The organism is Psychrobacter sp. S1-30-MNA-CIBAN-0213 (genome assembly GCF_040309845.1).
Taxonomy (GTDB): Bacteria; Pseudomonadota; Gammaproteobacteria; order Pseudomonadales; family Moraxellaceae; genus Psychrobacter.
In genome coordinates, this window is sequence record NZ_JBEOPE010000001.1 from 336,787 (window position 1) to 358,200 (window position 21,414).

19 protein-coding genes and 4 tRNA genes are annotated in these 21,414 nt (G+C 42.3%); 12 read left to right on the forward strand and 11 right to left on the reverse strand.

Annotated features, from left to right (window positions below):
- Positions 1–148 precede the first annotated feature (148 nt).
- The 4 genes from AAEY87_RS01385 to hemA all read right to left on the reverse strand — a co-directional run bounded on the left by AAEY87_RS01385 (position 149) and on the right by hemA (position 4,332).
- Positions 149–568, reverse strand: coding sequence for a DUF6691 family protein (locus AAEY87_RS01385; RefSeq protein ID WP_068325558.1), 420 nt, complete (start codon positions 566–568; stop codon positions 149–151).
- 77 nt (positions 569–645) lie between these two features.
- Positions 646–1,083 (reverse strand): YeeE/YedE family protein, encoded by a 438-nt coding sequence (locus AAEY87_RS01390; RefSeq protein WP_350655625.1) that lies wholly within the window; start codon positions 1,081–1,083, stop codon positions 646–648.
- A gap of 158 nt (positions 1,084–1,241) precedes the next feature.
- On the reverse strand, positions 1,242–2,378 hold the full coding sequence (locus tag AAEY87_RS01395; protein ID WP_350655626.1) for an aminotransferase class V-fold PLP-dependent enzyme: 1,137 nt from the start codon (positions 2,376–2,378) through the stop codon (positions 1,242–1,244).
- A gap of 547 nt (positions 2,379–2,925) precedes the next feature.
- Positions 2,926–4,332 (reverse strand): glutamyl-tRNA reductase, encoded by a 1,407-nt coding sequence (gene hemA / locus AAEY87_RS01400; RefSeq protein ID WP_068033968.1) that lies wholly within the window; start codon positions 4,330–4,332, stop codon positions 2,926–2,928.
- Between the two features lie 605 nt (positions 4,333–4,937).
- Here hemA and AAEY87_RS01405 point away from each other — a divergent pair.
- The 3 genes from AAEY87_RS01405 to ispE all read left to right on the forward strand — a co-directional run bounded on the left by AAEY87_RS01405 (position 4,938) and on the right by ispE (position 8,799).
- Positions 4,938–7,007 carry a tetratricopeptide repeat protein gene (locus tag AAEY87_RS01405; RefSeq protein ID WP_350655627.1) on the forward strand — a complete coding sequence of 690 codons (2,070 nt, stop codon included), beginning with the start codon at positions 4,938–4,940 and terminating at the stop codon, positions 7,005–7,007.
- Between the two features lie 165 nt (positions 7,008–7,172).
- Complete coding sequence (gene lolB / locus AAEY87_RS01410; RefSeq protein ID WP_068033963.1) at positions 7,173–7,805, forward strand: lipoprotein insertase outer membrane protein LolB; 633 nt, start codon at positions 7,173–7,175, stop codon at positions 7,803–7,805.
- A 28-nt stretch (positions 7,806–7,833) separates the two neighbouring features.
- The gene (gene ispE, locus AAEY87_RS01415; RefSeq protein WP_350655628.1) at positions 7,834–8,799 is read left to right on the forward strand and encodes a 4-(cytidine 5'-diphospho)-2-C-methyl-D-erythritol kinase; all 966 of its coding nucleotides are present in this window, start codon (positions 7,834–7,836) and stop codon (positions 8,797–8,799) included.
- Positions 8,800–8,896: 97 nt separating this feature from the next.
- Here ispE and AAEY87_RS01420 read toward each other — a convergent pair whose 3' ends face one another.
- Complete coding sequence (locus AAEY87_RS01420; RefSeq protein ID WP_350655629.1) at positions 8,897–9,256, reverse strand: SpoIIAA family protein; 360 nt, start codon at positions 9,254–9,256, stop codon at positions 8,897–8,899.
- A 402-nt stretch (positions 9,257–9,658) separates the two neighbouring features.
- Here AAEY87_RS01420 and AAEY87_RS01425 point away from each other — a divergent pair.
- From AAEY87_RS01425 to AAEY87_RS01455, 7 genes are all read left to right on the forward strand, one after another.
- A tRNA-Gln gene (locus AAEY87_RS01425) sits at positions 9,659–9,734 on the forward strand.
- A gap of 212 nt (positions 9,735–9,946) precedes the next feature.
- A tRNA-Gln gene (locus tag AAEY87_RS01430) sits at positions 9,947–10,022 on the forward strand.
- A 94-nt stretch (positions 10,023–10,116) separates the two neighbouring features.
- A complete protein-coding gene (locus AAEY87_RS01435; protein ID WP_068033957.1) occupies positions 10,117–11,064 on the forward strand; it encodes a ribose-phosphate pyrophosphokinase in 948 nt (315 codons plus the stop codon).
- A gap of 420 nt (positions 11,065–11,484) precedes the next feature.
- Positions 11,485–12,171 carry a 50S ribosomal protein L25/general stress protein Ctc gene (locus AAEY87_RS01440; RefSeq protein WP_350655630.1) on the forward strand — a complete coding sequence of 229 codons (687 nt, stop codon included), beginning with the start codon at positions 11,485–11,487 and terminating at the stop codon, positions 12,169–12,171.
- A 216-nt stretch (positions 12,172–12,387) separates the two neighbouring features.
- Positions 12,388–12,969 carry an aminoacyl-tRNA hydrolase gene (gene pth / locus AAEY87_RS01445; protein ID WP_068033953.1) on the forward strand — a complete coding sequence of 194 codons (582 nt, stop codon included), beginning with the start codon at positions 12,388–12,390 and terminating at the stop codon, positions 12,967–12,969.
- Between the two features lie 225 nt (positions 12,970–13,194).
- Positions 13,195–13,575, forward strand: coding sequence for an aspartate 1-decarboxylase (panD, locus tag AAEY87_RS01450; protein ID WP_025651868.1), 381 nt, complete (start codon positions 13,195–13,197; stop codon positions 13,573–13,575).
- Between the two features lie 187 nt (positions 13,576–13,762).
- Complete coding sequence (locus tag AAEY87_RS01455) at positions 13,763–14,824, forward strand: calcium/sodium antiporter (protein WP_350655631.1); 1,062 nt, start codon at positions 13,763–13,765, stop codon at positions 14,822–14,824.
- Positions 14,825–14,871: 47 nt separating this feature from the next.
- On the opposite strand, the gene AAEY87_RS01460 is transcribed toward AAEY87_RS01455, so the two are convergent.
- From AAEY87_RS01460 to AAEY87_RS01470, 3 genes are all read right to left on the reverse strand, one after another.
- Positions 14,872–15,525 carry an RDD family protein gene (locus AAEY87_RS01460; RefSeq protein ID WP_068033949.1) on the reverse strand — a complete coding sequence of 218 codons (654 nt, stop codon included), beginning with the start codon at positions 15,523–15,525 and terminating at the stop codon, positions 14,872–14,874.
- Positions 15,526–15,762: 237 nt separating this feature from the next.
- Positions 15,763–15,839 (reverse strand) — tRNA-Arg (locus AAEY87_RS01465).
- Between the two features lie 185 nt (positions 15,840–16,024).
- Positions 16,025–16,114 (reverse strand) — tRNA-Ser (locus tag AAEY87_RS01470).
- Positions 16,115–16,600: 486 nt separating this feature from the next.
- Here AAEY87_RS01470 and AAEY87_RS01475 point away from each other — a divergent pair.
- Positions 16,601–17,401 (forward strand): hydroxymethylpyrimidine/phosphomethylpyrimidine kinase, encoded by an 801-nt coding sequence (locus tag AAEY87_RS01475; RefSeq protein ID WP_350655633.1) that lies wholly within the window; start codon positions 16,601–16,603, stop codon positions 17,399–17,401.
- Between the two features lie 98 nt (positions 17,402–17,499).
- Here AAEY87_RS01475 and AAEY87_RS01480 read toward each other — a convergent pair whose 3' ends face one another.
- On the reverse strand, positions 17,500–18,069 hold the full coding sequence (locus AAEY87_RS01480) for a YggT family protein (RefSeq protein WP_068033945.1): 570 nt from the start codon (positions 18,067–18,069) through the stop codon (positions 17,500–17,502).
- Between the two features lie 93 nt (positions 18,070–18,162).
- On the reverse strand, positions 18,163–18,993 hold the full coding sequence (proC, locus tag AAEY87_RS01485; RefSeq protein ID WP_350655635.1) for a pyrroline-5-carboxylate reductase: 831 nt from the start codon (positions 18,991–18,993) through the stop codon (positions 18,163–18,165).
- Positions 18,994–19,236: 243 nt separating this feature from the next.
- On the opposite strand from proC, the gene AAEY87_RS01490 reads away from it, so the two are divergent.
- Positions 19,237–19,749, forward strand: a complete 513-nt coding sequence (locus AAEY87_RS01490) for a GNAT family N-acetyltransferase (RefSeq protein WP_350655636.1) — start codon at positions 19,237–19,239, stop codon at positions 19,747–19,749.
- Between the two features lie 17 nt (positions 19,750–19,766).
- Here the strand turns inward: AAEY87_RS01490 and tilS are convergent, their stop codons facing one another.
- Positions 19,767–21,350 (reverse strand): tRNA lysidine(34) synthetase TilS, encoded by a 1,584-nt coding sequence (tilS, locus tag AAEY87_RS01495; protein WP_350655637.1) that lies wholly within the window; start codon positions 21,348–21,350, stop codon positions 19,767–19,769.
- Positions 21,351–21,414 lie beyond the last annotated feature (64 nt).

Sequence of the window (21,414 nt, forward strand, 5' to 3'; positions counted from 1 at the left end):
AAGTTATTGGCTATTAAATTGAAGTCATAAAAAAGGTCAGCCTAATTGAATTTAGGCTGACCTTTTGTTGTTAACACTGCATTGACTCTATAATAAGTAAGGCTATTATTTCTTATAATATTTTTGAGAGCTATCAACCAAGCCCATGCTAATTAAGCTTTGGCTCAAGCCATTGATAAACCAGCATCCCTATTATCATCGCTGGAATAAATACATAAGCCTGCCACTGTCCGGTACCAAGCAGTACAATACCTGGCCCTGGGCAAATACCCACCAAACCCCAACCGATACCAAATAACATCGCCCCGATTAATAGCTTTTTATTGATAACCGTCTTGCTGGGCATATCAATTGAGGTGCCAATCCAGCTGGTCTGTTGACGCTTGGCTAAGCGTACGCCGACAATCGCCACCGCAAGACCACCACCCATCACCAGTGCTAGAGAGATATCCCACGCACCAAAGACATCTAAGAACCCTTGTACTTTCACAGGATCGGTCATACCTGATACCAGTAATCCAAACCCGAACAATAACCCTGCCAGTAATCCAATTATATTTTTTAGCATTGTTGTATCTCGCTATTATCTTTTATTAACAGTGTTGAGCGCCGTCTGTGCAATATGCTACCTATACCGCTTAACATTTACAGTAGCCCTAGTACATGTCGACCGATATAGACGGTCACGATACCAAAGAACATAAAAGTCGCCGTTGCCGCCATAGAGCGTGGTGACATGCGCGCATTACCACAAATACCATGGCCACTCGTACAACCTGAGCCTAGACGCGTACCGAAGCCAACCAGCAAACCTGCGCCGATTAATAATGGTAAAGAAGTACTGACTTCCACATCAGGGAGCGGTCTTGCCAGCTTATACAGCAGTGGCGAGGCAACGAGACCAAGTATGAATAATACCTGCCACATCTCGACGCGCTTGGGTTTGAGCAGGCTTGAAAAAATACCACTTATACCTGCAATACGTCCAATACCCAGTAGCAGTATGACGGTCGCTACCCCTAGCATTAAACCACCTACTAGGGAGATTGGAGTAAATGCTTGCCAGTCTACTTGTATACTCATAACGCATTACCTATCAGTTTTTATTAAGTATTTACTTGGTTTATGATTTATTAAAATATATTATATTATAAAACATAATAAAAAGGTAAAAAATACTGAACCCAGTATTACAAAGGCTCAGTATTTTTTAGCTAGAAGTATCTTATTAGATAGAGGTATTATTTAGCCAATACTTCGTCAAGCACTGACTCAAAACGCTGTACCGCACCGTCAATATCCGTCAGCTTATCTAAGCCGAATAATCCTAAACGGAAGGTTTTGAAGCTCTCAGGCTCACCCACTTTCAATGGTACGCCAGAGGCAATCTGCATGCCAGCTTCAGCGAAGGCGCTACCTTTATGCATATCGTCACGTTCAGTATAAGAAACGACCACCCCAGGAGCTTTAAAGCCATCGGCAGCGACGCTCTCAATGCCTTTATCTTCTAGTACTTTACGGACACGTTTGCCCAATTCCCACTGCGCGTCACACAATTTATCAAGGCCGATTTTTTTCGCTTCATTAATAGTATCGCGGAACTGACGCAAGCTATCAGTTGGCATCGTGGCATGATAAGCATGACCACCATTCTCATAGGCGCGCATGATATTTAACCACTGCTTTAAATCAAGGCTAAAGCTATTTGATTCGGTACTGTCTACTTTTTTAACAGCAGCATCGCTTAGCATAACGAGACCGGCACAAGGAGTGCTGCTCCAGCCTTTTTGCGGGGCGCTGATAAGCACATCAATACCCAACGCTTTCATATCCAACCAGACGCAACCTGAAGCAATACAGTCAATCACTAATAAGCCACCGACGCTATGAGTCGCATCTGCTAACGCTTTGATATAATCTTCTGGCAAGATGATACCGGCTGATGTCTCGACATGCGGAGCAAAAACGATCGCTGGTTTTTGTTCTTTAATTTTAGCAACGGCGGTTTCGATATCGACGGGTGCAAACGGTTTTGGCGCATCGGTATCTTCAGTACGATCAGCGGTTAAAACCGTAGACGACTTGGCAATGTTGCCTTTTTCTAGAATTTGCGTCCAGCGATAGCTGAACCAACCGTTACGGATGATTAGACAGTCTTGATCTTTTGCTAACTGGGCGGCAACTGCTTCCATGCCATAAGTACCAGAGCCTGGAACGATGGCGACTGCGTCAGCATTATAAACTGATTTGAGCTCGCTAGATAAGTCATTCATTACTTGCTGAAAGACTTTGGACATATGATTAAGGGCGCGGTCAGTATAAACCACTGAATACTCTAATAAACCTTCTGGGTCGATATCTTGACGTAATGCAGTCATGGGACATTCCTTGTTTGTTGTTAGATTATTTAGATGTTATTAAGCTTTGGTTGTGACAAAGCTTGGTTACAGCATAATTTAGCTACTAAGTTTAGGCGCTAATATAGATATAACTAACTAGGTAACAATGTTGAATCATGGTTGAGTAATCGCTGAATAACAGATATCAACTAATGAATACCAAATAATGATAGAGGGTATGACATAGGATTGACGATATAGCACTTTATCCTAGCGCTATTGCCGTTGGTGATTGTGTCTTGTACATCTTAGGTTTTATGAAAAACGAAGTCATACATGACGTTTGCGCCATTATAGGTGCTACGCGGCGGTAGGCGAGTAATAATGGTCACTGACAACTTGTCAAAGCAAAACATATTAAACTAAAATAAGCGCGGTAATACTGATAGCTAAGACCGCCTTATTATCATTTAATACCAACATGACAGCTTGATATTAGCACTGATAATGTCGGTTGACAACGGTTTGTTCATGTAACGATATAGCCTGCGCAATTTACGATTTTCTCGCAACTAATAGCCGCTTATTAGCGTTTACGATAGGCATCATGCAGACCCGATACCACAAAGTCTAGTAATTCACTATCGCCTTCGCGGGCGGCCTTACGCATAAGCTTCGATGGCGCGTGGGTTAACGTTTGGGTGAGACGCCGTGATAGCTCAGTAATGATATCTTCAGCACTCGCATCCCCTTGCTCAAGCTTGGCAATAGACTCATGCAGCAGCTTATCAACTTGGGTATGAGTGGACATCCGATAATGCTGAATATCTTTCCCTACTTGCCGTACTTGGAAGCTTCGCTCCATCTCAACGACCAGTTGGCTGACTAGCAGCTCAGCATCGACAGCCGCTTGCCTACGCTGTTCAAGATTGCCTGCGATTACATGTTGCAGGTCATCGACAGAATAGAGGTAAACATCATCTATCCGACTGATGGTTGAATCGATATCACGCGGTACTGCCAAGTCTATCATCAGCATCGACCGATAACGACGACGTTTTAGCGCTTGTATGGCCATCGTTTTATCAATCAATAAATCCATACTACCACTACAGCTACTCACAATATCAGCCTCTGCCAATACTTGTGGCAGCTCTTGTAAGGATCTAACCTCCACCCTGCGGTTGGGATTACGTAGCTCAGCCGCCAAGGCCTCGGCACGCTCAGGATTGCGGTTGCAAATGATAATGCGCCCTACCCCAAGCCCTGCAATATGGGTCGCCACTAAGCGGTTCATCTCACCTGCCGCAACCACCAATAAGGTGCGACTAGGCAAATCATCAAAGATTTGGGTGACCAGTTTGGCCGCTGCAAAGCCGAGCGATACAGCTTGAGCGCCAACTTGGGTTTCATTGCGTACGCGTTTAGCCGCTGCAAACACCTGATCGACAACCCAGCCCAATTGATTGCTCAATGCATTTTCATCTTGCGCAAGATGCACGGCCCGTTTTATCTGACCGAGAATTTGCGGTTCGCCCAATATCATTGAGTCAAGGCCAGCGGCGACTCGTAGCCAATGGGTAAGCGCATGCGTATCACGATGCACATATAGATAAGGATCAATCTCAGTTAACGACAACTGCTTAAAGTTGGCAAGCCATGTTTTAATCTGCATAACGTGAGCGCTAATGGCAGCTGAGGAAACACTGGAGCTGGCAATAGTGTCGCTACTAAGCGTGTTATCATCTGATGCAAAATCATTATCGATAACTTGTAACTCTGGAATTTGCGAGGCTGATGAGTGAGGCAATGTTGTTTGAGGCACTAGAGCGTAGATTTCAGTACGGTTGCAAGTTGAAACAATCACGCTACCATCAGTAAAGACCTCTAACTGCTCAAGAGCGATGTTCACATCTTCACCCACAAGCGCCAAACGCTCTCGTAGAGCGACTGGTGCAGTTTTGTGATTAACCCCAATGACCACTAATCTCATTATCGATAGACCATAAACATAACGCTCACTGATATCATCAACTGTCACAAGGTGTCAAAAAGCAGCTGGCAAAAACATGCTCAGACACACCACAGTCGGACGTTAGCCGATGCATAAATGACGTGACGTTATTGATTTAAATAGGTTATATAGCAGATGCTTTGAATATAAAACCGCTTATTATATCATTGTTACTGGTTTTATTTAACACTCACCTATCTGCGATAGCTGTTTGCTTGTATCTGGGCACATGAACAACAAATCAACCGCAATATCTGCTTTTAATTATTATCATTAATATCTACTATATTGATACCCAATATAGAGACTTATTATTCTGTATAGACGAACCTAGTAGACAGTCTGAAGTAAAAATTGAGGGTAGCCAATCTCAAACTGATAACAATAATCAGTATGCTATTATTAAGGCAGAATTTTTAATACGTTTGCTTTTTTAGAGCAGTTGAACATCTTATCATGATGCTAATAGCGGTTATTTTGGCTTTCAGTTAACATGAGTACTATTGTTTACTGTAGTCATCCGCTTTTATAATAAAGTGTCTTTTTTTACTGGTGAATACCATTATTCTATGATTTTTTTTGGGTTGTTATTTCAATCAAAACTCGCGCTGCAACTTGCATATGACAGTCAGCTTAGTATTCAGGATTTGTTAGACAGCATTTTGTCTCGTCTACGTCAGCGCCGCAAGCTAACCTTATTGTTAGCCGCTTGGTTGTGCCTAGGAACTTCTGCTCATGCAAATTTCGTCGATACGCCGTCATTATTATGTACACCTGAGACAGTAATAGTAGATATTGCTAATGATGCTGCTGCTGCTGCTGCTGCTGATAGTTCTATCAAAAACAACAGCACTCGACATGCTGTGTTTCATAGAAATGGTGCTGAGATGACAATATCTCCATTGATGCCTAGCTCAATAATTGAAGATACTGACGATATTGATAGCTTTGATAATAATTTTGATGATAGTGATGAGTTAGAAGATAAGTCAGAGGAGCAATACCCAAATAGCACAGTCAACATTACTAGCTTACCCACAGCGACTGTGTTACAACCAAAGCTTAGCGAGCCTAGCCTATATGCGCTACTAGACGCTGAGTTTGCTGCTGATCGCGGTAATATTGAGCGTGCATTAACGCTTTATAAACAGCAGTCTTTTAAAGAAGATGCGACAGTGGTATTTGAGCGCGCGCTTAGTTTATCGTTGCGTCATGATAATGTGGGTGACTCATTACAATTTGCCAAAATGTGGCAAGATCAAAACCCTGACCATGTTCCTGCTTGGTTCTATGTGGCGCATTTAGCGCTTAAAGCTCACGATTACACCTTGGCGGGTGAGTCCTTAAACCGTATTTTACGCTATGATCCACGTACCGATTTGAGTGATATATTGATTGGTATTTATCCAACGATAGACAAAGATCAACGTGAGCTTCTAGAAGCCTTACAGCCAATTAATAGTGAACAAAATGCCTCGCTCTCAGTATTAAAAGCAGGTTTACTCTATCAGTTTAATGAGCATGAGATAGCAATTGTCCATATCAATCGAGCCTTATTAGGTCAGCCTGATTATGTTCCCTTTATTACCTTAAAAGCCGATATCTTGCGCAAGATCGAACCGGCAGAGACGGTAATCAATTATGTCAGCCAAGCACGCCTGCGTAATCCTGATAGTAAGAGTTTATACCTATATGAAATTCGCTATTTGCTTGATTTAAAGCAAAGCCAAGAAGCGTGGCAATTACTACTTGATGCCCATCAACGCTTTAATGATGATGCAGAGATTACTTTATTGGCTGCTTTAGTCAGCTTAGATATTGAAGAATATCGTAGCGCTGATCAACTGCTTAACATGTTGGCAAAAACTCCTACCTATCTTGATCAAGCTTACTATTATTTAGGTATTAGCGCGGAGCGGCAGCAACGCTTCGAGCAGGCCAAGTCCTACTTAAATAGCGTCATGCAAGAAGACTTGGTACTGGCTGCACGTAAAAAAGTCGTCGACTTTGAGCTCCTAGATGGCAATATTGATGCTGCAATAAAAACCTTAGACAAGCTCCGTGAACAATTTGCAGTCTTTGCGCCTGAAACTTATGTTTTACAAGCGAATATCCTATGGCAGCATGATAAGGCTGATGAAGCCTTACAGCTATTGACTCGCGTCAGTCGCAAGTACCCCAATAACCAAACGATAGTATTCGCCCGGGTCCAATTGCTTGACGATCGCAATGACTATATCGTTAAACGTACTTTGCTCAATCATTTGCAAGCACTAGATCCTAGCAACCTATCTTACCAGCTCAGCTACGCACAATTGCTGTTATCTAATGATCAAAACTCTGAACAAGGGTTAGAGCTTGCACAAGCGATTGTCCAAGTTCGTTTCGATGATCCACGTTACGATAATGAGCTGCATCTGCAAGCTCTAAACGTATTGGCTAGCAGTGCTTTGGCTAATGAAAACTATGGGCAAGTAATTAGTTACTTACAAACCCCTTATGATGTGCTGCCAACGTTGCGTTCAGGCGTACTCTTGCTGCGCGCTTATCAAGGATTAGGCGAAAGCGATAAGGTCAATGCATTATTAGAGGACTTGCAACAGCGCTTTTCATTCGGACAACATAACGTCAATGATCGCGTACAGCTCTATTAATGTTTCGTCGATTTAACGGTATTCATCTGCTTGTGTTATATACAATCGTTACTCATGCCGCCAATAAGTCTTTAACAACAGGGCATAACTGGGTAACAAATTGAGCGTAGTATTTTTTCATCGCTTTATTTTGATTTTAATTTTGTAAATTTTTGAGGAACACCTATGTCAGCCTTCTCAACAGCAATAAGCCATAAACCTAAAAAGTTAGCGGCGTTTGGTGCAGTTACCGCTGCGTTATTAATTACTTCTGGTTGTCAGTCTTTGCAGGGTACAAGTGCGACGAATAAACCCACCTCTCCTATCGTACAAGTACAAAAGCTCGATAATTTTAATATCACCGGCAAAATTGGGGTAACGACTCCTGCCAATGGGACAGCCGAAGCGCAAGGTGGTAGCGCCTTTTATGCATGGGGTCAGCAAAACGAGCGTTTTGCTATCGAGTTAATTGGGGCCTTAGGCATTGGCAAAACCAATATCGAATATAACGGCCAAACGGCAACATTGGTCAGTGAAAAGACAGGTACGTTAACCGCTGATAATCCTGAAACCTTGCTACAAAAAGCAACTGGCTGGCAAGCGCCTATCTCGCAGATGCCCTACTGGATATCTGGGCGTTCAGCACCTTCAGATACTGCGCCACAGCTAGACGCGCAAGGTAGGTTAATCAGCTCGGTCAATGGTCAATGGACGGCAAGCTTCACTTACAAGGGTACAGATAAACTACCTGCTAAGATTAGCGCCGTGCAGCCTGAAGGCCACAAAGTTATCATGACTATTAACCACCAAAGTAGTTAATAAATATAAAGAATAATGACTGCTATTTATGATTAAGAATGCTACCACTGCCAATAAAGTGATCAGCCGTTTGTCACCTGCAAAGATTAATTTATTTTTGCATATCACTGGTAAGCGCGCTGATGGCTATCACAACCTGCAAACGGTATTTCGCCTGCTCGATTGGGGCGACTATTTGCATTTTTTAGTCGCAGATAACGCGGTGGCTATTAGCACTGAGGATTCGTTAGACGTTAACAAGCTATGTGGTCAGTTATTGGCGTTAACTGGCGCAGAAACGATAACTACTAGTATAGAAGACAATTTAATCTTTAAAGCCACACGTGCGTTACTAGCGACTGCCATACAGTCAAACAAGCTACCTAAGCAGCTACCCCAAGTAAAAATAACCTTAGACAAGCATTTGCCGATGGGTGCAGGCTTGGGCGGCGGCTCTTCTAATGCCGCGACTACTTTATTGACATTAAATGAGATTTGGCAGCTTAACTTTACTCAAAATGAGCTGATAAAAATTGGTGCTACGATTGGCGCAGACGTGCCAATCTTTATTTTCGGGCAAGATGCTATTGCGATGGGTATTGGTGAGGAGCTGACAGCCATTGATTTGCCAGATCAGCATTATTTAATATTGACTCCTGATGCCCACGTCAATACTGCTAAGCTATTCGCTCATCCTAAATTACAGCATGATATCGCACCACTATCAATACAGACTATCCAAAATCAGTCTAGGAATTATACGCAAAATCTACTTGCACCCTACCACAATGTCTTTACTTCCGTAGTGAAAAGCCTCGCCCCTGCCGTTAATGAAGCGTTACGTTATTTGCAAGGCTTAGAAGAAGTAGCATTGGGTACAGCACGCATGACTGGCTCTGGTAGCGCGGTATTCCTGCCACTGGATGCAAGTGTGATTACTGATAAAAAGCTTTTGGCGAATTGGGTTGCAGATGCGCCTTGTCCAGCCTATGTGGTAAACAATTTACCATCTTAAACGCTAACTTGTGTAGGATGCATTTTACGCATCGAAAAGCTATGGATCGCTTAAAGATGGTGCGATGGGCGCACCCTACTCGAGCTCAATCTACAGGCTAATCTTGAATCCCTAACCAAATCCTAGCAGCTGATTCGTCTTCAGGATTAAACCCTTTGATATCCAAATTTGGTATCATCCAGCCTTCAATTTCAGCCACCTTTTGTAGCCATTGCTGTTCGCTAATCACTGCCATTTTGCCAAAATACTTCATTGTTGCCCACAACTCAGGCATACGTTTCATCTCATCCATTACCGCCGAAAACGATGGCATTGCAAAGCTATTAATGCGATAAAGCAAGGTAGCGTTTTGTAGTTCGGTATTTGAGTCAGTCTGATTCATAGAAGCCGTTGCTTGCATCCATTCATCAAGTAGATGCTTCATATCATCACTGCTAATTTTGCCATTGATGGTCAATTCAATATGATGCTTACTAGGCTGAGTTAGAATATAAGTTATGTCATTCTCCTCGTTTAATGCGTGTTAGTGACGCTATTCATATTCATCCTACTTGAATTTCTTCACACTAGTGCGCTAAACGTGTGTAGGAATGTAGGTTGCGCTCAATCAATAGCGACCGACCTGCTCGGATGGATAGATACAAGCGAGAGGCGCGATTTTCTCATCCTTTCTAACTACAAAGTAGGCTGCACTTAATTCATTAAACAATTAGAAATAATTACGTCCGATAATTGTTATCAATTTTCACTACTAAGTTGCTGAACTCACTTCATAGTTTGCTCTTTACGAATAAAAGCCAGAAAAAGCCGCAAATGACTTGCAAAATCTGAAAACTTACTTATAATAGGTCGCCACAATAGGGGTATAGCCAAGTTGGTAAGGCATCAGGTTTTGATCCTGACATCCGTTGGTTCGAGTCCAGCTACCCCTGCCATATTTTAAGTGTATTGCTCAATCTATATTGGTAATAAGTACTGTTATTAGTAATTACTTAGCTTATAGTAATTGACAACACCCTCCCAATTTCGGTATAGTTCGCAACGAACACCGTTAGGGAATGCCGTTTTTTTTAGACGGTCTCCTAGGTAATAGCGTTATGCTAATGTTTTATATTAGTAGCTAACGTTCGATAAGCCTAAACATTACAGGGGTATAGCCAAGTTGGTAAGGCATCAGGTTTTGATCCTGACATCCGTTGGTTCGAGTCCAGCTACCCCTGCCATTTTCTGCTGTAACGTTCATCACACTTTTCTTCATTTGAGCAGTTAGACACTGCTTAGCGGTCGCTGCTTGAGTCAATCAATAGGACTTCAGTCATGCCTTATTTGGCGATTTTTACGGGTAATGCCCACCCTGAATTAGCGAAAACCGTAGCCGACCACCTACACATTCCTCTTGGTAAAGCTGATGTTACTCGCTTTTCTGATGGCGAAATCGCTGTAGAAATCAAAGAACACGTACGCGGTAAAGACGTGTTTATCATGCAACCTACCTGTGCACCTACCAATGATAATTTGATGGAAATCATGATGATGGCCGATGCTTTGCGTCGTTCAAGCGCGGGTCGTATTACCGCTGTGATGCCCTACTTTGGTTATGCTCGTCAAGATCGTCGTCCACGTTCAGCTCGTGTACCTATTTCGGCCAAAGTCGTCGCTGATATGCTCAACATCGTTAGTATTGACCGCGTTATGACTGTCGATTTGCATTCAGATCAAATCCAGGGTTTCTTTGATATTCCTGTTGATAACATCTATGCCACCCCTGTTCTATTGAATGATCTCAAAAAACAAGATTACGATAACATCATGGTGGTTTCACCTGACGTTGGTGGTGTTGTTCGTGCACGTGCTATGGCCAAGCAATTAGGCGATACCGACATGGCGATTATCGATAAGCGCCGTGCCCGTGCCAATGAGTCACAAGTGATGCACATTATCGGTGATGTACGTGACCGTGATTGTGTCATCGTCGATGATATGGTTGATACTGCAGGTACTCTATGCAAGGCAGCAGAAGCGCTAAAAGAAAGCGGTGCACGTCGCGTCTTAGCCTATATTACCCATCCTGTACTATCAGGTAATGCGCTCAAAAATATTTCTGAATCAGCATTAGATGAAGTCGTGGTTACCGATACTATTCCTTTATCTGATGCGGCCAAAGCTTGTAGCAAAATCCGTCAGATCTCTATCGCACCAATGCTAGCTGAGAGCTTACGTCGTATTAATAACGAAGAATCTATCAGCGCTATGTTTGATGCTTAGGTTTTTACTGAGTACTTGCCCTACTTTCTTTTGGCAATGCTCGTTATAAAACACTGCTTAAGTTTAAAAAAAAGCGTCAAGTGTCAGCACTTGGCGCTTTTTTTACCTATTAGGATTGCACAGTCATTTCGCGTAGGTCTTTATTATTGCTACAAAACCACGTATAATGCGCGCCTGTGCCGACCATTTGTCTTTTAATCTGGTTGGCATTCTCAAAAGTGCTGATCATGCTTAAAAGTAACGATTAAATTGATAATTAATGTCATAAAAATCATTACGATAAGCAAATGGCTAAATTTACTGGTTACGAATTTTATTCACACCTATAAATCTTAACCATCACCACCTATTAGTGGATTGGTCGCAAATCCACTTTTTTATGACCAGACACTTCCTCATTCTTTTTACAGGATTATATCCATGAGTATTAATCATTTTGAACTAAACGCAATTGATCGTTCTGCTGAGCTACAAGGTAAAGGTGCGAGCCGCCGCCTACGTAAGCAGAATCTTGTTCCTGCTATCATTTATGGTGGTGGTGAAGAGCCAACAGCTATCTCTATCAAAATTAACGAGTTAGTAAAATCACTTGAATTCGAAGCTTTCTTCTCACACATTTTGACTCTAAATGTTGACGGCGAAACGCATCAAGTTGTTATCAAAGACCTACAACGCCATCCAGCTAAAGGCTTCCCAATGCATGCTGATTTCCAGCGCGTTGTAAAAGGTCAGAAAATTAACATGAACGTTCCTGTGCATTTCGCTGGTCGTGAAGAAGCGCCAGGCACTAAAGCTGGTGGTGTCTTATCTACGCTAGTTTCTGATATCGAAATCGTTTGCCTACCATCACAGCTTCCTGAATACCTAGAAGTTGACGTATCTGGTATGGAAATCGGTGATTTGTTCCGTCTATCAGACATCAAACTACCTGAAGGCGTTATTATCTTCGATCTTGATATGGAAGATGCGCATGATCGTACTATCGTTAACATGCAGCCACCAACGGTTGAAGAAGTTGACGAAGACGCTGAAGATGTTGATGCAGCTGACGTACCTGCCACTGAGCAAGGCGCAGAAGCTACTAATGAAGACAAAGACGGCGAATAATAAACAACCTTTACATAGCGACCTAACGTCTGCTATGTAATACAAGGTTCGTTTAATTAAAAAACAGCAGGGGATTGATGTCTCCTGCTGTTTTTGTAAGTGCAGTTTGTGAATATTAGGATTGCAAACTATGTTTTCTCAGAATGTAACAAATGAATGATACAAGTCTCATTTATTCGTGCATGATTATTTATTGAATTGAAGCAGAGTATTCTCATGTCCATAAAGCTTATCGTCGGTCTTGGAAATCCTGGGCAGCAGTATATGTTTACGCGTCATAATGCAGGATTTTGGTTCGTCTATCATTTAGCGCAGCAGTTCAATATTACGCTTTCCCCTGACAAAAAATTTCACGGGGTAACAGGACGTGGGCAGATTCATGGTCATGATGTGCGCCTATTGATGCCATCGACCTTTATGAATAAATCTGGACAGTCTGTGATACCAATGGTCAAGTTTTATGGCATTGATAATGACGAGTTACTGATTGCCCATGACGAGCTAGATATTCCTGCTGGCAGCATTAAGCTCAAAACAGATGGCGGCCATGGCGGACATAATGGCTTGCGTGATATCACTCCGCATATTGGTAATGACTTTCATCGCTTGCGTGTCGGCATTGGTCATCCGGGTCATAAGTCTAAAGTTAGCGGACATGTGCTCTCTAAAGCGTCACCTGATGAGCAAATCGCTATTGATAGTGCGCTAACTGCAGCTTTTGAGGCGCTACCTTTATTATTAGATGGTGATATTGAACGCGCGCGTTCGCAAATTAATGGTTTTAAACTGCCTGACTGAACGGTATTATACCTTCTGTTTAAAACTTACTACTTCTTGCTCAAAATTCGATGCTTACTAGTTAAAAACAGTACCTGTTTTGATGGAGTAGTTAATAGTGTTATTTTACGTTCTATACTTGGGCAGATGGTGCAAAATAAACCAATAAGGTGTTGAATTGACCTTTTATTTATATCTGTTTGTCCCCATTAACTGATTACTTTTGTTACGCTAAGGAAGCAATTCATGCTACTTAATATGCTTAAATGCAAATTGCACCGTGCCCGCGTCACGCATGCTGAGCTTCATTATGAAGGCTCGTGCGGTATTGATGGTGACTTGCTAGATCTTGCTGGTCTACGTGAAAATGAATCAATCGACATCTATAATGTGACCAATGGCAAGCGCTTTCGCACCTATGCTATTCGCGCTGAAGCTGGCTCTGGTATCATCTCATTGAATGGTGCTGCAGCCCATATGGCTGACTTAGGCGATATCGTCATTATCTGCGCCTATGCTCATTTTGATGAAGTAGAAGCCGAGACTTATCAGCCAAAACTAGTCTATTGCAATGAAGATAATACGGTCAAAGACACCGCCAATATTATCCCTGTACAAGTGGCCTAATACTTAATAGTCGTTAAAGTTGGTACTCAAAAGTACTTATCTTTATCAATAGCTAGGGCGTGTTCTAGTATTGGATCTGTCAAAAATATTTATTTCTATATAAAAGCTGAATCCAAATGGTGGTTCGGCTTTTTTTATATCAACTAAAAGCAAATTACTCATTCATTATTCGTAAAGGAAAGTACTCATGTGGTTGGCAGTTATTGCAATACTGGTTGGTTTAGCGATTCTCGTTTGGAGCGCTGATGTCTTTATTGATGGCGCAACTGCATTAGCAAAAAAGCTGGGGCTACCAAGTTTTCTGATTGGGGTTCTGATTTTAGGTTTAGGAACATCAGCACCTGAAATGGTGGTATCGGTATTGGCAGCACTAGACGGTAGTCCTGAGCTTGCCTTGGGTAATGCTTATGGCTCAAATATTATTAATATTGCGCTGGTATTAGGCGCGACAGTCCTCATAAGCCCTATCATCATCCATAAGAGCATCATAGCGCGCGACATGCCCATGCTGCTGCTGATTACTGCTCTAGCAGCATGGCAGTTGCGTGACGGCGTACTAAGCCTAGCTGATGGCATATTGTTATTAGTCTTATTAGTAATCGTCTTAGGCGTTCAAATCGTGCTTAGCTTACGTACGGGCAGCTTAGAATATAATGATAACCCTGAAGAAAACAATCTCGCCAAAGGCAACGTCGTAGTAGAAAGCAAGGATATAAGAAGTACGGAAACAGAAATACAAGGCGCGACAGCAAAAATTACAGACTCAGGCTATATAGAGCCAAGCTTAGCACGCGGGTTAGGGAGCTTGTTCGTAGGTATGCTGATGTTAGTCTTGAGCTCACGTGCGATTGTATGGGGCGCAGTTGAGGTAGCGACATTTTGGGGATTGAGTGAGTTGATTATTGGGCTGACTATCGTTGCTATTGGCACATCCTTGCCAGAGCTGGTCGCAAGTCTTGCCGCAGCTCGTCATGGTGAGCACGATATGGCACTTGGTAATATTATCGGCTCTAATATTTTTAATACGCTAGGGGTAGTAGGACTAGCAGCAATTATTGCACCGATTACAACCAATCCAATGATCTTATCTCGTGATGTACTGGTAATGGGGCTGATTACTTCGCTGCTCTTTGTAATGTGTGTGTTTGCCTTTATCTCCAACCGCAAATTTGGCCGTACATCTGGCATCACAATGATACTATTCTTCGTTGGCTATACTGTATGGCTAATTCAGACGGCAAATATGTAATCAATCGTGTTCTTATCAATTGTTACTCAAACAATGACATTTTTCAGCTACTTATTTTGCTTACGGTTTCTAAAGCCGCGCCACAAACCTTCATGCGCCACTTTTGGCATTTTTAAAGTAATGGTATTTGACAACATATCTTGTACCGCTAAGCCTCGGCGATTAAATAAGCAAAATACGTAGTTAAACACTAGGCCCAAAAATGCGCTGGTTAGTAAAATAGCGCGTGAGCCACCTATCAGACTACCAATAATGCCAAAAATCAACGGCATCAAAGCAGCCGCTAGAATACGTTTGAATGATTGACCCCACGTTAGCAGATGTCCGGCGTTATTGACGGTTTTCAGTCGCCATGTCTGCATGCCTAGTGTCTGACCCCCTCGACGCCAAAATAAACCGTAAAAGGCCACTAGCGTTAGTATAAAGGATGGGGTCATAATAAAGTTCTGATACCATGTCGGCAGCGATTGTGCTTGTTCAGACTGCGTCCCTGTCTCCATAGTGAGCAGCGTCCCAATGACCGTTAGCACTGTCCCTACTAAGAACAATAACGCCAAAATCAACATCCCATCATAGAGAATAGCGACGATACGTGCCATTGGTTTGGCAATCGTAGGCTCTTCAATACGAGGCATCTGTTGTTGAGGAGTATTTTTTTGAGACTTTGACTTAGTGGCAGCTTTCGACGTACTTTTTGACATGATACAAGCTCATAGCAAGCAATGAATAGTGCTGCTATTGTACCGTAATTCAGGTACTTATCGTACATTATGATAAGAGAAGACCGACAAAGAAAGAGAATTTTAGTTGAAAACAAAGATAGTATTTTTATAAAAATAGCAGACATAAAAAAATCGCCAAATTGTCATAAGACAGGCGATTGATTTAGATGTTCTTTAAGCTTAGCAGTTATATTAACAAGTAAGCTAGTATGCAAATGGTGCGCCTGGAGAGATTCGAACTCCCGACCCCTTAGTTCGTAGCCAAGTGCTCTATCCAACTGAGCTACAGGCGCGTATTTTGCACATCATTCACTGCTTTTTAAATAACATTTACAGTAAATTAGGTTGGCTATTATATAGATAATCCAGCTGATGTCAATATGTTTTATTACTTAAAATAGGATATTTTCTATTACAGTTTTTTAAAACTATTTCACATCGATATACTGCATTATAATCTAACAATAAACCGAATAAATGGCGGTGAAGGAGGGATTCGAACCCTCGATACGCTTACACGTATGGTTCCTTAGCAGGGAACTGGTTTCAGCCACTCACCCACTTCACCGAACGATTTAAGACACTTATCAAGATATTTGTAAAAATACTTTTAAACAAATATCCTTTCTAAACATAGTATCGATGCTAATGATACGTCTTATGTCGTGGGCGAGTATTATAACAAAGCCGAAACGAATTGCAAGCGTTACCCGTCATTTTCATGACACTTTCTGATTAATTTTAGATAATAGGCATTTTAAGGGGTCTATAAGCCTTTATTTTAGAACTTTAACTGAGTTTTGAATGGTTTTGAAGTAGCTTATCTATAACTACCTCACTTATAACTAAAGTATCTGCAATTGAAGGATTCGTAATCGAAGAACCCGTAATTGAAGATGTAGCCTACTACTATGGCTTTTTAGGATTAGGCTAGCTATAGTGATTAATAACTAATAATAATTGGTAAATACACATTAACTATTTAGTAGTCGTTTGAGAGTAGTCAAATGACTGTCTTATTTGATAATCATAATAAAATACGAAAAGGAACGTTATGCGACCAGTGGTGTTATGTTTTTCTGGATTAGACCCTTCAGGTGGTGCAGGGCTACAAGCAGATATTGAAGCAATCGGAGCAGCAGGTGGACATGCCGCAGTCGCCTGTACTGCTATTACTGTGCAAAACTCGCAACAGGTATTTGGCTTTGACGCTTGTGCTGCAACACTGGTAAAGGATCAGGCAATAACGGTACTTAATGATTTACCAGTTCGCGCTATTAAATCGGGCATGCTTGGCACCACAGACAACATTGCTATGTTGACGCGCTTATTTGCGCAGCAGACTATCAATGAAGATACGCCTTTTGTCCTTGATCCTGTGTTAGTTGCCAATAGTGGTGGTAGCTTGGGCGATGAGCAAACGTTGGTCACAGCATTCAAAGAGCTGCTCCCCTACGCTACGCTAATCACGCCAAATACTCATGAACTACGCGCATTAAGCGGTGAACAAGATCTACATATTGCTGCGCAAAAATTATGTGCACAAGGGAGTCATGCTGTATTGGTTAAAACCTCTCACGACTTTGATAGTGGCGATATTGAGCAATACTTGTATGTGCACGGTGAAATGGTACATCAAAGTACTTTGCCACGCTTAGAAGGCGAATTTCATGGCTCTGGCTGTTCATTAGCCAGCTTCATCGCTGGACGTTTAGCGATGGGTGACGAGCTGATTGCTGCGGTCAAAGCTGCTGACCGCTGGATTACGCAAACCCTGATTGCAGCAGATAATCCACATCCTGAAGATAGCAGCGCACAATTGATCCCGAACCGCTTTATCACCTTTCAAAAGTAAACTTAAATGAGAACAGGCATAAAAAAAGACGCCCTATTAAGAGAGCGTCCTTTTTATAGTAAATATTTTTAAGAATAGTATTGGATACGAAATATTGCTTAGCCCAACATTGGCATGAAGCTCGCTGCCAAGCCGCCGATAAACATCTCGAGCAGAAGAAAAGCAACAAAGGCAACCATTGGCGATAAATCAAGCATGCCTAAGTTTGGCGTGATGCGGCGAAACGGCGCTAAGATAGGTTCAGCCAAATTAATGATGATACCAATGATAGGATGCTCAGATTTGGTAAACACCACAATCCAGCTCACAATAATAGAACCAATAACTAAATAGCGGCACATGCGTAAAAAGTCTAAAATCAAACTGGTGGTACCAGCGAAAAACAACGGTGCAGGCGCAATACCTTTATGCGTTAACGCGGCTTTACCAGAGATATCAATCAATCGGATTAAAAACATCAGCACAATCGCCGCAATGCTTATACGACCTTGAGCAACCGTCGGAAAAATGCGTCCAAACGTGTCTACGATACGCGTGGCTTTATAAGCAGGGGCAATCATAGGATTGCTTGCATCCATCCCTGCAAACTGCAGCATAAAGCGGATAAACACCAGCATCATGGCGAAAGTGGTGACTAAATCAAAAATTTGCAACAACATGTTGTTCATGAAACGCTACTCAATGTGCCACTATTAAATGCCATTACAGCCGTGGCTTATTTATATTAAAGGATTTTTTTATTAAATTAAATTCTTATTAGACTATTCATTTTCTTTACTTAGTGCTTGGCTACGGTCATAGCAGGCCTGCATTGCTTCAGCAATTAGGCGACCAATCTCATTACTCTGCATGGATTCGATAGCCGCTTGCGTAGTGCCATTCGGCGACATGACTTTACGACGTAGCTCGGCTGGACTGTCATCACTATCAATAGTCATCTGGGCTGCGCCTAATACAGTCTGAATAGCTAACGCGGATGCTTGCTCTTTATCCAGACCTAACGCAACTGCTCCGTCAATCATCGATTCGATAAAATAAAACACATAGGCCGGTGCTGAACCAGAAACAGCGGTCACCGCATGCATATGCTCTTCATCATCTACCCACATGGCCAGACCTGAAGCTTCCATAACTGCTGTTGCCAGCTGCTTCTGTGCTTCGTTGATATCATCAGTCGCGTATAACCCAGTTGCGCCCATTTGTATTTTAGAAGGCGTATTTGGCATCGCGCGTACAATATTACGGTAGCCACCAAGCATGGTAGATAGGATATCAGTCGATAGCCCCGCTGCCACTGATATCACTAGCTGGTTGTCTAGGGCATCAGCAAATTCACTGACGACTTTTTTCATAACTTGGGGCTTTACCGCTAGGACGATGACGTCAGCATCAATGACCGCAGCCTTTGGATTTACACTGGCATCAACTGTATTCATTTTTTGATCAGCGTACTGCTCACGCGTCTCGGCGCTAGGTGCTGATACGGTTATTAGCTCAGGCTTAACACCGCAGGCAATAAGCCCACTGATTAAAGCTTGCGCCATGTTTCCGCCACCGATAAAGCTGATCTTTTTATTATCTAGTACTGACATTATTATTCCCTACTAACAAAACTCAAGTTATTCAAAGGTATAGTTTTCTAAAGTATATCGTGACATCTAAAATGACACTTAGTCTACCATACTGCCACGGGAGCTGTTTGATAAATTGATGACGCTAGCAGTGATGTTAGGACCAGTTCAAACACTTAATGGTTACAGACTCTTGCATAGCTTGCTTGGTAGATTAAGGAGCCTATTATTTAAATAATTTTCGGACTACTTCTGGAGTAAGTGATGTTTTTTATTCGTAAAGCTAATCTTGAAGATTTTGCCGATATAGCTAGCATCCACTTCAAAAGTTGGCAAGCCGCTTACTTAGGTCTGCTACCTGAGTCTTTTATTAAAGATAAAAACAGCTTATTTGAAAAGACGAAAATGTGGCAGCAATTGATATCTCATCCCGATGTCATCGTTTGGATAGCATATGATGCTAGTCATAATAGTTTGGGATTTATTGGATACTTTGATGATAATAACAATTATGAAATCACTACGTTATATGTTTTACCCGACTTTCATGGACTAGGTATAGGCACCAAATTAATGAAAACGTCGTTGCAGGACATATTAGAATCTAATAGCAATGCCCATTTTTGTTTATGGGTATTGGACGCTAATGTGACTGCTATTAATTTCTATAAAAAATTAGGCTTTAAGTATAGTGGAGAAGATAATCAAGAATGCTACGAAGGTACTCAAATAATAGATATCAAAATGATAAGAAAAAATGATGAATTAACTTCTTAAACCATTCTGAGTCAAATTCATTCATTTACGCTTAGCACATTTCTGATAGCACTTTCTAAAGTATTACTATCGTTTCTAGCGTTTGCTAATGATTTATCAGCTCCTAGCACCCAACTTTCAAATGGCGATACTAGCAATAACGGCAACTCTTCATCTTTCTGAGCAGATGCAGCACTAACGACCACTAAGCTATCCCGCAGCCATACAGGCACTCCAAGCGTTTGATAGAGTTTTTTTCCTGCTTGCGGACGCGTGGCGAGAGCAGTTTGAACGCGCTGTTGCCGACCTAATGGCGCAAACTTCAGATCAATCTCATCTTTATTGCTTATAAACTTATCGCTTATAGACTGTATCAAGGTATTGAGCGCAATCTCTAATTGCCAATCAACACCTTTCCCTGTACGCAATGTAACTGTTGCTGACTTATCTTGAGACAAGCTATTTCTGGCAAAAACGTTTTGAGCCAAACTTGAATGAGGTAAAGTTTGCGTTTGTCCAGTAAGTGGTAACGCTAGCCATTCGAGCCAAGTGCTACTAAGACGATATAATTGCTGACGATAACGGCGGATGCTGTATGGTTGGGTACGTCCTTGCCAATCTAATTGGGTTTGATGGTCGTGATCATTACGCTCAGTTAAGCTTAAGACATCATCTACAAGTTGTTTAGGCGGTGGCAGTGGTTCATCTTGCGTTAGCCAAGTGTGCAGTAATTGCCGTTGCCGATAAACAGGCAATGTATGTAGCTCATCAATATTCAGTACACGCTGAAACGGTGGATAACTCGAAACAGTAGCGGGCGGAACAATAGCCGTTTGCTGCAAGTCTTGCTTTGCTTGATCGCTCACAATAGCCTGAGCATCCGCGAGTAATTGCGCACTACGAGCAATATTGGCTATTGCATTAGTGTTGTAAGCTGTGAGCGCTGGAAGCACCTCGCGACGCAAGCCACTACGCACATTATCGCCAGCCTCATTGGTAGGATCATCGATATAAGGCAGCTTTAACTGCTGAGCATAGTGACTGATGGTAGCACGACGTACCGACAACCAAGGTCGCCACAATACATTGCGATGCGCGCCTTGCGATTGTACTCGCCACGCCTGCATACCCGACAAGCCATTGACCCCTGCCCCTTGAATCAAGCGCATTAAAACCGTCTCAGCTTGATCATCAGCATGATGGGCTAAGAGCAGAACATCCTCTTGATTGATATGGGCGCGCATAACTTGATAACGTGCTTGCCGCGCCGCTTGCTCATCATGACCGTCTACCTTGGCGACTAACACCTGACAAGGTACTTGCTGAATGTGCGCCCACTTAGCAACATGCTCCGCCCAATAATGGCTATCTACTTGTAGCCCATGATTGACATGCAATAGTTGCGGCAAAAACGGCAGTTTACCTTGTCGATATAACTGCACACATAGCGCTGCTAATGCCAAAGAATCACGGCCACCACTACATGCCAGCCAGATGCGCCGACCGTGTAGCTGACTTCTATACTCAGCCATACTGGCCAATAAGGCCTTGGCCAAATCATCATCAATTGGCAACGCTGCTACTGGCTCAATAGGATATTGCAAGATGGCACTACTAGTCATAATCAGTCTTATTTATTCACATTTATAAACAAAAAAACGCGCCATAAAATGACACGTTTTTATT